Raw genomic sequence first — 12996 nt, forward strand, 5'->3', positions numbered from 1 at the left:
GAAATGAAGGGGTGTAAATTTGCTCTAGAAGGTCAGTTGGAAACTTCCACGGAACCCGAACTTGGAGATATCAGGGTTTTCCAGATAGCTCATCCGCCAGAGAAAGTCCATGCGGAAAACTTTGAAGATGTTTTCAACGCCTAAACCCATCTCTACATAGGGCTTTTTATTGAGGGAATAAAACAGCGTGTTGTCCGTTTGTAAATTCAGGTTGGAATTTTGCAATTCTCCCCAAACTGCTTTTACCTGTGCCACCTCTCTCCATTTTAACTTTCTTAGCAATGGAATTTTATCCAGGAAGAATCCGTCAAAGTGATGGGTAGCGTATCCGCTGAAATAATAATCACTTACAAATTCAAAGAAATTCATCATATTAAATGCAGCATAATCATAAAAATAAGTCTCGTTGCCCGGATGAATCTCCAGCAAAGGGTAGGGGACTTTCCCCCATGTTCTTCCTGCACTCAAAACCCAGTACGTATAACCAAAAGGCGCGAGCTTTAAGCGGTCGTCTATGCGGATGGATAATTTATCGAAGTTGAAATCTCCTTCATAAAATCCTTTAAATCCTTTTGTATAATTGATTTGTATCGTGGGATAATCGCTGCCTAAACTGATGCGATCCACTTTGCCTGCTACAAATTTTTCTCTGTAAGCAAAGCGCGTAAAGAAAGAAACCGATGTGGTGGTAAAATTATTTTTTAATGACGGTACGACTATCGTCAGCGAAGTAACTGATGTCAAGATCTCCAATGGGAACAAACTCATTGTGCGTAAAGGTGACTTTGTTGGAGAGTCCGGGAAACCACTCGATTTCATACCAGGCTTTCTGGCTTTCAGAGGTATTTAATTTTGTAGCCGGATTTCTTCTGAACAAAGAAGAGAGAATGTTGTCGTCCTGAAATGCATTGTCACTTTGTCCGAGTTGCTCTACATCGAACCGGTATTTTAATCCTGCGAATTGCCGGGGCTTGGAGGAGATTTTATATTTAAAACCACCCATATATTTGAATTTTTCATCCTTCAATCCGTAGGCAAGATAACCTTCCAGTTGAATTTTTGTACTTAAATCATCACTGGTACGTAAGCCGACACGGAAGCGGTTTCCTTCAATGGGATTATAACTGTAGAGCGTATAATAAGGACCGAGTTCAATTAAGCCGATGTCCTTATAGCCGGTGAAGAAGAGAGTGATGAGATCTACATACGTTTTAAAGGCCGGCAATGTTTTTATCGTGTCGACCATATGGTAGATTTTCAATTCCCGCTCCGCCAGCGAATCATGCCTCGACTCATCCCAGAAATCCGCCGTTCGCGCCAACGCATCTTCACTGACAACAATATTTTCTGTCCCTTTAAAAATCTCATCCGGAATATCATGATTGATGAGAATTTTTTTGTAGGATGTCGTCTTCCTTCCGATAAAACTCATGCCGTTCTCTCTGGTAGCAAAATCCAAAACCAGCATATCTTTGGACATGATCCATTGCTTGTTATCTACCCTCACATATTCCTGTACTACCGCCATATCTTCTACCCAGTTGATGTTGGCATCATGCGCAATACGCATCGATATTTTTTTTCACGGCCCAGGTCGTATCGTGTACCCAGAATTCGCCGCTAAAGGTTAATTCCTGCGGACGACGTGGTTTGAATTTTAATTTATAACACCATTGATCATCGATAAAGGTGGAATCGAGCAGGTAGTAGCGGTAGTAAACAAGTCCGAGATCAGAAATAGGACTGATAAATCCTTTGCCAAAGAGATCAATGAAGTTACTGTAGATATTCACCCGCTGGTACATGTCTCCGAGAAACTGCGTGACAGAAGCGTTTTCCAGTCCGGAGACCTTGCTGGCTTTGATGATTTCTTTTTTATTCTGTGGATTGTTTTTAAAATAGATATCGGATAAGGTTTCCGAAATGAAAAAGGGAAGAAAGGGTTTACTGTTTGTTTCTGTACTGTCGATGTTATCCCAAACAAATGCAAAAGGTTTTAATAATTTATTGCCTTTCATTTTCTGGCTGATATTGGTCAAATCAAATTCCAGTTTGTTGTAGACTTCGTACTGATAGGATTCGAGTTTGGTGGGATCGTTCTCGTCTTTTTTACGGATAATATTTTTGAGGATGATGTTGGCGGGATTTTCTCCGGCTTTAATCACGACTTCCTGCAATTCGACTTTACTTGCTTTTAAAACGATATTGATCACCTGCTCTTGTCCCTTCTTCACACGCATCTTCACGGTTTTATAACCTACCAGCGTACAAATTATCGAATCGCCAGGTGTGTCTGTGGAGATGATATATTTCCCGTCGAAGTCGGTATTCACTCCGATGGTGGTTCCTTTGAAAACAACGGTGGCAAATGGGATAGGCTCGTTGGTTAATTCATCCGTAACTTTACCGGTAATTTTCGTTTGCTGTGCATTTGCAGCGAAAGTGCTGAAAACAAAAATGATCAAATAAAAATAATGCAAACGTTGAAGCATAAATCTTAATAAATTATTTATCTGTTTTAACGTGAATTTTAGTCTAAGGTTATCAGTTCTTCCCAGAACTCCAGGGCTCTGCGGGTATGTGGAATAACAATGCTGCCTCCGACCAGGTTGGCGATAGAAAACGCTTCAAACAATTCATCCGTCGTCACTCCCTGTTCTCTGCACTTGCCAAGGTGGTAGCGAATACAATCGTCGCACCGAAGCACCATGGAAGCTACTAATCCGAGTAATTCCTTGGTTTTAACATCCAATGCACCTTCCTGATAAGTGGAAGTGTCCAGTGCAAAAAAACGTTTCATGTTGAGGTTGCCTTGCTCAAGAATCTTACCGTTCATCTTTTCACGGTAGGCATTGAAATCTTTTACTGTGGTCATAGGTATGTTCTTGCGAAATTACGGTTCAACAATCAATTAACGGCAAGATTTTTCTGAAATGACAAAATCATGGCGTAAAACGGTTTTAAACGGCGATGGCCTTTGCACGTTCAGTAGCTACCATCTTTGATACATAGATACTGATTTCATAGAGCAGAAAAAGTGGAATGGCTACCATGAGCTGGCTCGTGATGTCGGGAGATGGAGTGATCAAGGCAGCAATGATCAGGTTCAGTACCATGGCATGCTTACGGTATTGTCGCATGAAGGCAGGTGTGAGAACCCCCAGTTTACTGAGGAAATACACGACCATGGGTAACTCAAACACAATGCCGGTCGACATGGAAAGAACGGTCACCGTATTGATATAGGAATCCATGCTGATGGAGTTTGCAATTTCTTCGCTTACCTTATAGTTCCCCAGGAAATTAATAGAAAGCGGGGTGATGATAAAGTAGCCAAAGCTGATGCCCAACATAAAAAGTAGAGAAGTAAAGAATACTATTCCTTTTGAATATTTAATCTCTTTAGCGGAAAGTGCCGGTTTAACAAAGCGCCATATCTCCCAAATCAGATAGGGAAATCCCAGAACAAAGCCGGCCATGAAGGCAATCCACATATGCGTGGTAAATTGACCGCTGATGTTCAGATTTACGACACTGAAATCCACTTTATCCAGACACATGTCAAGATTATACCGCGCCGATAAATCACATAAAACTCTATAGGTTAGGAAGTCAGTGTTTTTTGGCGCCATGATAATGCCGTCAAAAACAATTTCTTTATTCATAAAAGCCACTATCGCAATCACAAGAATTACTGCAGCAGAACGTACCAGATGCCAGCGGAGGGCTTCCAGATGATCAAGAAAAGTCATTTCATGTGGCTCTTTCATTCAATTAGTTCATGCGTTTAGTTAAATAATTAAATTTTTTAAGTACATCGGCATTGATTTTAAATAATCCCTTCTTTCAGCAAATCATGAAGGTGAACAAAGCCAAGGAACTTTTCTCCATCGGTAACGACCAGTTGTGTGATATTGTGTGTTTTCATCAGGGCCAGGGCTTCAACCGCCATGGTGTTTCGTTCGACAGTTTTGGGTGATTTGGTCATGATGTTAATTGCTTTTAATTTTTCAAAGCGGGTATTCTTTTGCATCATTCTGCGCAAGTCACCATCGGTGATAATTCCCAATAACTTATTTTTTTGTACTACAGCGGTGGCTCCCAGACGTTTGGAAGAGATTTCGAAGATGATTTCAGTCAAGGGGGCCTGAGGAGAAACAATCGGTTGAGGGGTACCCGGGAAAACGTCTTCCACTTTGAGGTAGAGGCGTTTGCCGAGTGCGCCACCGGGATGAAATTTTGCGAAATCCAATGCCGTAAACCCTTTCATCTCCAATAAACACACTGCCAGTGCATCGCCTAAAGCCAATTGAGCCGTTGTACTGCTGGTTGGGGCAAGATTATGGGGACAAGCTTCTTTGTCGACACTTGTAGAGAGAACATAGTCAGCGTGTTGTGCTAAAAAGGAATCCGTTTTCCCCACCATGGCCACCAACTTATTTCCACCGCTCTTGATGAACGGGGCTAAAACTTTGATTTCAGGAGTATTACCGGAGTTGGAGATTAAGATCACGACGTCATTTCGTTGTATCATTCCCAAATCCCCGTGAATGGCATCGGCAGCATGTAAAAAGATCGAAGGCGTGCCGGTCGAATTAAAGGTGGCTACCATTTTATTGGCGATAATGGCTGATTTTCCGATTCCGCTCACGATCACTCTTCCGGAGGAACCATGAATCATCTTTACAACGGCTACAAAATCTTTTCCCACAAAAGCAGATAATCCGGTAATGGCATCTGCTTCGAGCTTTAAAGTGTTTCTTGCTAATGAAATAATTTTTTTATCGCTAAGCATCTTTTGATTTTGATTTGACGAAGATCATATAAATTTATTTTCAATGGTTGAAACCCTGTCATCTTTTACTTGTTTTATTCAATACAATACAATATCTTCACCGTTACAATGTTGTTATATTGGCCTAAACAGTATGAATTCGTAATGAACCTGTAGTTTTTTATGAAATATTATCTCGGATCCGGCCCAAAAATAACTTAAATTCGCAGTCCTTAAATTTCCCGTTAAATGTTAGTTGCAGAAAATACGCTGTCAGAGGCGTTAATTAAATACTTTGGTTACGATTCTTTCAAGGGAGAGCAGGAAGCTGTTATCCGTAATGTACTTGAAGGGAAGAATACTTTCGTAATCATGCCTACCGGTGGTGGCAAATCCATGTGTTATCAGTTGCCCGCTTTAATGAGCGAAGGTACCGCTATAATCATTTCACCATTGATTGCCTTGATGAAGAATCAGGTGGATGCAATTCGTGGTTTCAATACCGATGATGGTGTCGCGCATTTTTTAAATTCTTCTCTTACGAAGATTGAGATTGCCAGAGTGCGTAAGGACATGAAAGCCGGTAAGACGAAGTTGCTCTATGTTGCTCCTGAGTCGTTGACCAAGGATGAAAATGTAAAGTTTCTGAAAGAAGTTAATATTTCATTTTTCGCGATCGATGAAGCACATTGTATTTCGGAGTGGGGTCATGACTTCCGTCCGGAATACCGTCGCCTCCGACCCATTATTGATTTAATAGGAGAGTTTCCTGTCATCGCTCTAACGGCTACCGCTACCGAAAAAGTGCAAGCCGATATTCAGAAGAATCTGGGCATGATGGATGCTAAAGTTTTTAAAGCATCTTTTAATCGCCCTAACCTTTATTATGAAATCCGCCCGAAGCTGAATGTGCTGAAGGAGATGATTAAATTCGTGAAGCAACATCCCGGTAAATCCGGAATTATCTATTGCCTCAGCCGTAAGAAGGTGGAGGAAGTGGCTTCTACGCTTTCTGTGAATGGAATTCGTGCCTTGCCTTATCATGCCGGACTCGACGCCGGAACACGCGCTTCTCATCAGGATAAATTTTTGATGGAAGAGATTGATGTCATCGTTGCCACGATCGCTGGATATTATCAGGAAACCGGTCGTGCCGGAAGAGATGGACGTGAAGGGAGATGTGTGACTTTCTACAGCTATAAGGATATCGAAAAGCTGGAGAAGTTTATGAAAGGTAAGCCGGTGGCCGAACAGGAAATCGGAAAGCAGTTGCTGCTGGAAACAGTGGGCTATGCAGAGACAACCGTTTGTCGTCGTCGCGTTTTGCTCAACTATTTTGGCGAGCGTTATGATCAGGATAATTGTGGCAGTTGTGATAATTGTCTGCATCCGAAACCATTGATAGAAGTACAGGATGAATTAAGTCTTTTGCTCGAAACGATTTTACTGGTGAAAGAAAAACATCAGTCGGAGCATGTGGTGAATGTGTTGATCGGAAAAGTAGATCAGCAGGTTAAAAATTATAAGCACGATAAGCTGGAAGTCTTTGCCGAAGGTGTTGACAGAGGTGATCGCTTCTGGACCGCACTGGTTCGTCAGGCGATTCTTGCCGGCTTATTGACAAAGGATATTGATAATTACGGATTACTCAAGTTGAGTGATGATGGTCATAAGTATTTAAAGAATCCCACTCCATTCAAGATTTCTCTTGATGCTAATTTTGAAGACACCGAGACCGATGAGGACGATGAGTTTTCAGGTGGTGCTGGCGGTGGAGCAGCGGATGAGCATTTATTTGAATTGCTGAAGACGCTGCGTAAGAATGTGGCGAAGCAGAAAAATCTTCCTCCCTTTGTCGTGTTTCAGGATCCCTCCCTCGAGGAGATGGCGACGAATTATCCGATCAGCATTGATGAATTGAAAAATATTACCGGCGTTGGAGCAGGAAAAGCTGCTAAATACGGTAAACCTTTCATCGATATGATTAAAAAGTACGTGGAGGAGAATGAAATTGAGCGTCCCATGGACCTCGTGGTGAAGAGCGTTGTCAATAAGAGTGGATTAAAGGTGTATATCATTCAGAATATTGATCGTAAAATTTCTCTGGAAGATATGGCCGATGCCAAGGGAATGAAGATGAAGGATATCATCGGTGAGATTGAAAGCATTGTTGCCTCCGGAACCAGAATCGATATACAGTATTATATCAATGAAGTGATTGACGAGGAGCGTCAGGATGAGGTTTTTGATTATTTCAAAACTGCCGAAAATGATTCGATAGAAAGTGCCATCAATGAACTCGGTGAAAATGAATATACCGAAGAAGAAGTCAGATTGATGCGTATCAAATTTATGAGTGAAGTCGGAAATTAATTACAACGAATAACTAGTGAAAGCCCCATCGGAAACGTCGGGGCTTTTTTGTTTTACGAAGGAACGGAGTTAAACCGAAATAAATTATGATGGCTACTATTTCACCAACACCCAGGCACCTTTTTCAAAACCGACCTGAATTTCGCTGAGGTGTTGCTGAATGTCATTCATGTTGCCGGAGGAATAAAGACTGACTACATGTAAGCCCCTTTCATTTTTGCCCAGCAGGGATGCTTCATAACCTAAAAGGTTCGCTTCTTCCACCAGCTTGATTGCATTTTCTTCGATGCGAAAACATCCGCCAACAATGTAAAAAGTAGCTCCTGAATGTTTCGTGTTTTTTGTTTCGGAAATCGTTGCTACCTCTTTCACCACTTCTTCCACTTTGGTGGAGTCAATCGGTGCTGGTTCGATAACTTCAGCTGCGGGTGCTGCTGTTTCTGAAGGGACTTCTAAGGGAGTACTTTCTTCCTGAAGTTGTTCTTCCATCGCCCGTTCAATTAAAATCGAATCTTCCGTAACAACCGGATAGAGCGCTTCCGGTTGATGAAAGATTTCTTTTACGGGAATAATTTCCGCCAAACCCGTGTTCAACTGCTGAATGATACGTGGATTAAAAACGAGTAGTGCAAGTACAGCAGCTGCCGGAATTAATTCCATTAACCGCCAGCCCTGACGCGATTTTTTCTCTTTTCTAACTACCAGTTTCTTGACTTTAGCCGTTTCTTCCCGGCGAATTGCAGGAGAATGGATACTCACTAAGCCAAAGGAATCGGTCAGGTAATTTTCAGTGAGATCCGGCTCATATTGAATGCGTTGTTCCTTATCAAAAGTAAGCGCTCCTATTTTTTCAATCCAGACTTGCTCACCGGATGATAATCTGTTGAAAATGTCTTCTACAAATATTTTTATTTCGGTAAGTGCTTCTCCGTAAGTGATACCGGAACGCTTGGAAAGGTGATGTGCAAGCAAACCATCATTCGTCCGCAAACTTGCATTGAAGGCCAGTTTACGGGAAGGTGGACTAAAGGTATGCTGCGCAGGATTAAGGAAAGCCGACCGCGTATTGGCAACAAATCCCCCAAGTCCGGGAATGATCACACAATCGTTGGTGTAAAGTAATTCGCTGATATATAGTGCAGTACGCAAATTTGGTGGCTTCAGAGTGCTAAGATAGCACATCTTGAAAATAAATTCAAAGAATGTGGGCGAAGGCTTACTACAATTGGGTGGCGAATTCTTCCGCTTTTACCAGATCATCGGGTGAATCCACTGCTATCGTTTCAAATTCCGTGACCGCTGTTTTTATCTTAAAACCATTTTCCAGCCACCTCAATTGTTCTAACGATTCAGCCATTTCGAGTTTACCGTGTTTTAATTCAGCGAGCTTTGGAAGAATGGCTGCTGCATACCCATAAATGCCAATATGTTTAAAATAGGTATGCCTGTTATGCCAATCAGATTCCGAAACACCTTTTAAATAAGGAATGACCTGCCTGGAAAATATAAAGCATCTCCATTCGCCGATAAAACAACTTTTGGCGAATTCACATTGAAGAGTTCAGCATGGCTTTGAATTTTTTTTACCAGTGTAGCAATCTCTGCTCCGCCTTCACGCAATAAGCCCGAAACAAGATCAATTTGTCCGGGGTGTATGAAGGGCTCGTCTCCCTGAATATTGATGACGGCATCAAATTTTTCTCCGCAAGCCAGCAATGTTTCTGCACAACGATCCGTTCCGGAAGGATGTCCGGCATCGGTCATTACCACTTCTCCGCCAAAGGAGATAACGGCATCGTATATCCGCTTATCGTCAGTAGCAACGATAACTTTTGTCAATGACCCCGCCAGTTTCGCCTGATCGTATACCCGATGGATCATGCTTTTTCCCGCAATCAAGGCGAGTGGTTTTCCCGGGTAACGGGTGGAGGCATAGCGTGCCGGAATTACACCAAGTACTTTCATCCTATTTGCTGACAGGTCCCCGGGTAAGATGAATGATGCCTTTCAAAACACGTTGTTCCACTGCTCCCGACAATCGAATTTCATTGACTTTACATACGTAGAAATAAACGCCGTCGGGGGATTCTTCGCCGTCATTGTTGCGCTTGCCGTTCCAGTTGATATCCGGATCTGTCGTTTCGAAAATCTTGTCCCCCCAGCGATTAAATATGGTCATTTCAACATCTTTCACATCACGATAGGGAAGGATAGGATGGTAGATGTCATTGATGAAATTGCCGTCGGGAGTGAAAATGTTGGGCAGCACATAATCCGGACAACTTTCGGTGCAAACTATATTGCTCGAATCACTTTCATTGCCGGTGGAGTCAGTGGCGGTGATATAATAACATCCTGCTATACTTCCATCTCCGCTATAAATGTAGCTGAAAGTGCCGGCAGGAACTGATCCCACCTGAGAATAACTATTGCTTCCGGCGGGTGCATAATAAATCTGATAAGAGGCGATATCGTAGGCGCAACTGATGTCAATTTGCCAGCTGATGGTGTCTTTGAGTTGGGGACAATTAGGTCCGTTGGCAATCAGTGGAGGACAAGGCGGTTCATTGTCAACAGGGGTACTGCAGAAAATTTGCGATTTGTTGATGATAGGATCCACAAGTCCGGTGTCCTGATAAGCACCCACGCTTTTTACATAATAGCAATAGTTTTGTCCGTTGTTGAGCGAGTCATCTACATACTGCACATCTGAAGTAAAGCCGATGGAATCAAATACGCCGGGAGCATTTTCTCGGTAGATCACGTATTGCGTGTTGGTCCAGGGGACATTTACATTCCAGCCTAGATTATTCTTCTCATCTCCGGGAGCGATGGAGAGATAGACGCTGTAGGCTATTTGCGAAAATCCGGCGGAGAATACATTCCCGGGAGTGTCGTTCCAGAATTGAACCCTATAACGGTATTGAACAGCCGTAGTATTGAGTCCGTTGTCGTTAAAGGTGGTATCGTTAAGGTCAGTGAAGGTGGCAATGGTTACAAAATTTCCGGATGCATCTGCCCGCTGCAATTCATAGCGGTAGGGTCCGGGCATCTGAGTAGGATCAATATCGACCGGCTTGCCCCAGGCCACATACACCTGACCGGTAGCAGCATCCGTACTGTTCACGTCAACATTCGTAATCACCGGTAAGTCGCGGTTGAGGCGGTTGCAAAATTCTACGGAAGCATAGCTCTCCGCGCCGTCGGGATAAAATGCAGTGACCATGTAGCAGTACTGCACCGCAATAGCCAGACCGGCACCATTGTTATTATCTGTAAAAGTTGTTGTTCCCAATCCGTTCACGGAGCCAATTCTGACATATCCGGTATATGCAGGAACGCCGGTTTCACAGTACGAAGGAATGAAACCATAGGAGCCGATACGACGGTAGATATGATAACCTACTGCTTCTGTACAGGCACTCTGATCCCAGTTCAGGATGAGACTGCTTCCCAAAGGTGCGGATGTCGGATTTTTTGGAGAAGGTCCTACCACCGTGATAAACATTGATTCCAGATCCGCTAACTGTATCTGCGCGTTGTTATCTTCGGCTTTGAATACAACAGTATAAGGCGCTTTTCGTACATGCGCACAGTTAGTGTTCCAGGTAAAGTCGCCGGTAGTACTTCCTGTATTGGGTGTCGAGGTAAAATTCGCGGGACTCACGGTTACTTCAAAAGGTCCGCCTTTGGCAGTTAAGGTTATCGTTTCGGTGGAAGTGATGTCGGTGGCAGAAACGGTAAAGGCGAGCACATTCCCCGCTTCTACGCAGGTATCAATGATCGTGGAGAAAACAGGAGGATCATTGATAGGAGGGTAAATGGTGATCTGCATATCGCGGGTCACATAGCCGATGTTTAACAAACCTATACCCGGAATATTCCTCCATTCTCTGATGATCATCGCCACGTTGAATTCTCCCTGTTGCATCGGACTATCCCATATCAGATCTCCCGTTATTGCATCTAACGTAAAAGAAGTGCTGGCAGGAGGATAAAAGAAAGTAGGTATTGGTGAACCACCAAAACCTTTGCATGGAACCAGCTCATAGGAAAGGCTATCCCCATCCGGATCATATGCATTCGGATTATGTATGAACAAGCGGTTGACGGCACCATCATCAATGGGTGGCTGCAGCAGTTGTGGAGAGGAATTGGTGAGAAAAGCAGGTGAAATAATTAACTGTGTCTGCACATAAAAAGGAATATTAACAGATCCCGGAATGTTGATCACATTCGCATTTCTGTTCTCATCTAAAAAATACATGATATAACTTCCTGTTCCGGGGTACACATGCGTTCTGACATAAATGTTTCTTTGAATATCGGGACCCACGTTGAAATCAATACTAAGCCTTGGAATAGTATCCCGTGAACCATCTCCCCACCAGAATTCAAGCTCCGGTCGATCTGCAGGACTGGAAGTCTTTGTATAGGTAACAATTTTTACACTGTAAGTATACGTGCTCAGTTTTACATAGGTAATTTCACCGGCACGATTATGCGTCGCAGTGGCGTTTTCACTATAAAGCAGTAACGCCGCAAGTAAAAACAGGAGAAATCCCTTTAATTTAACAATAATCATATTTTAATTTTAACGGAGATCAGGGGTGGATGTTGCTTAATAGGTAATCACTTGTTGTTCGATCATTTCAGGGACATCCCTGTATTCATATTGTTGATTGCGCAGGGCGGGTTCAAATCCTGCTTCTCTGATAGCCTCTTGAATGCCGTTGCTGGTAAAGCGGTGAGGAGCACCGGCAGCGGAAACCACATTTTCTTCAATCATAATCGACCCAAAATCATTGGCACCGGCATGCAAACATACTTGTGCAATCTCTTTTCCAACCGTTAGCCAGGAAGCCTGAATATTGGTGATATTGGGCAGCATGATACGGCTGATGGCGATCATACGAATATACTCATCTCCACTCACCGAATTACGGATTCCTTTTACTCTTCTCAACATTGTGCCTTCATCCTGAAAGGGCCAGGGTATAAAGGCGATAAATCCTTTCGAGTTTTTCGGTTTCTCTGCCTGCACTTCCCGTAACCAGACGAGATGTTCAAAGCGCTCCTCCAATGTTTCAATATGTCCGAACATCATGGTCGCTGAGGTAGTGATGTCCAGTTGGTGTGCCGCTCTCATTACATCCAGCCATTCTCTGCCGGAGCATTTTCCCTTCGAGATCATGCGTCGTACCCGGTCATTCAGAATTTCAGCTCCTGCACCGGGCAAGGAATCCAATCCCGACTCTTTCAACGCAGTCAATACTTCGGTATGTGTTTTTCCTTCCAGCTTGGCAATATGTGCAACTTCCGGTGGACCCAATGAATGTAATTTGAGCGCAGGATATAATTTCTTTAGCTGACGGAAGAGGTCGGTGTAAAATTTTAATCCTAAATCAGGATGATGACCACCTTGCAGGAGTAATTGCTCACCTCCCAGACGAAAAGTCTCTTCAATTTTAGTTTTGTATTGCTCAATATCGGTGATGTACGACTCGGCATGCCCGGGTATACGATAGAAGTTGCAGAACTTGCAATTCGCAATGCAGACATTCGTCGTGTTCACATTTCTGTCAATGATCCATGTTACTTTGTTTTCAGGTTTGTGAATCTTACGCAATTCATTTCCTACATACATCAACTCGGAAGTAGGTACATGTTCAAAGAGATATTTCCCCTCATTTGCTGTGAGGAAATCCATGCGTAATGCTTTTTGCAATAGAAGTTCGCTGTTCATTTTATTCGTTCTCCGGCCTTTAATAACCTTTTATCCTGCGAAAAGTTATGAGCAATCCGCTGAATGGTTTGATGAAGATAAAGGCTTTCATTAATTTCATCCG

Annotated in this window: 10 protein-coding genes and 1 pseudogene; 1 reads left to right on the top strand and 10 read right to left on the bottom strand. The window is 43.1% G+C overall.

Translation table 11 applies throughout. From position 1 onward, the window contains the following. Positions 1 to 24: 24 nt before the first annotated feature. The 6 genes from IPJ86_18230 to IPJ86_18255 all read right to left on the bottom strand — a co-directional run bounded on the left by IPJ86_18230 (position 25) and on the right by IPJ86_18255 (position 4795). A complete protein-coding gene (locus IPJ86_18230) occupies positions 25 to 744 on the bottom strand; it encodes a hypothetical protein (GenBank protein MBK7889158.1) in 720 nt (239 codons plus the stop codon). Further along, entirely contained in the window at positions 695 to 1570 is an 876-nt protein-coding gene (locus tag IPJ86_18235; protein MBK7889159.1) for a hypothetical protein, read from the bottom strand. Before IPJ86_18235 ends, IPJ86_18230 begins: the two co-directional genes overlap by 50 nt. After that, complete coding sequence (locus IPJ86_18240; GenBank protein MBK7889160.1) at positions 1554 to 2492, bottom strand: carboxypeptidase-like regulatory domain-containing protein; 939 nt, start codon at positions 2490 to 2492, stop codon at positions 1554 to 1556. Before IPJ86_18240 ends, IPJ86_18235 begins: the two co-directional genes overlap by 17 nt. A 38-nt stretch (positions 2493 to 2530) precedes the next feature. Continuing rightward, positions 2531 to 2875, bottom strand: a complete 345-nt coding sequence (locus IPJ86_18245; protein ID MBK7889161.1) for a carboxymuconolactone decarboxylase family protein — start codon at positions 2873 to 2875, stop codon at positions 2531 to 2533. 85 nt (positions 2876 to 2960) lie between these two features. Next, positions 2961 to 3770 (bottom strand): twin-arginine translocase subunit TatC, encoded by an 810-nt coding sequence (gene tatC / locus IPJ86_18250; GenBank protein MBK7889162.1) that lies wholly within the window; start codon positions 3768 to 3770, stop codon positions 2961 to 2963. A 59-nt stretch (positions 3771 to 3829) separates the two neighbouring features. Then, positions 3830 to 4795: a KpsF/GutQ family sugar-phosphate isomerase gene (locus IPJ86_18255; protein MBK7889163.1), complete on the bottom strand. Its 966-nt coding sequence runs from the start codon at positions 4793 to 4795 to the stop codon at positions 3830 to 3832. Positions 4796 to 5023: 228 nt separating this feature from the next. Here IPJ86_18255 and IPJ86_18260 point away from each other — a divergent pair, with 228 nt between their 5' ends. After that, positions 5024 to 7147 (top strand): RecQ family ATP-dependent DNA helicase, encoded by a 2124-nt coding sequence (locus tag IPJ86_18260; protein MBK7889164.1) that lies wholly within the window; start codon positions 5024 to 5026, stop codon positions 7145 to 7147. A 96-nt stretch (positions 7148 to 7243) separates the two neighbouring features. Here the strand turns inward: IPJ86_18260 and IPJ86_18265 are convergent, their stop codons facing one another. The 4 genes and pseudogenes from IPJ86_18265 to mqnC all read right to left on the bottom strand — a co-directional run bounded on the left by IPJ86_18265 (position 7244) and on the right by mqnC (position 12893). Beyond that, positions 7244 to 8296 carry a hypothetical protein gene (locus IPJ86_18265; protein MBK7889165.1) on the bottom strand — a complete coding sequence of 351 codons (1053 nt, stop codon included), beginning with the start codon at positions 8294 to 8296 and terminating at the stop codon, positions 7244 to 7246. A 70-nt stretch (positions 8297 to 8366) separates the two neighbouring features. After that, positions 8367 to 9112: pseudogene (gene kdsB, locus IPJ86_18270) on the bottom strand (3-deoxy-manno-octulosonate cytidylyltransferase). Position 9113: 1 nt separating this feature from the next. Then, positions 9114 to 11732, bottom strand: coding sequence for a gliding motility-associated C-terminal domain-containing protein (locus IPJ86_18275; protein ID MBK7889166.1), 2619 nt, complete (start codon positions 11730 to 11732; stop codon positions 9114 to 9116). 36 nt (positions 11733 to 11768) lie between these two features. Then, positions 11769 to 12893, bottom strand: coding sequence for a dehypoxanthine futalosine cyclase (mqnC, locus tag IPJ86_18280; protein ID MBK7889167.1), 1125 nt, complete (start codon positions 12891 to 12893; stop codon positions 11769 to 11771). Between the last annotated feature and the right edge of the window lie 103 nt (positions 12894 to 12996).

It is taken from the genome of Bacteroidota bacterium (genome assembly GCA_016713925.1).
Classification (GTDB): domain Bacteria; phylum Bacteroidota; class Bacteroidia; order AKYH767-A; family OLB10; genus JAJTFW01.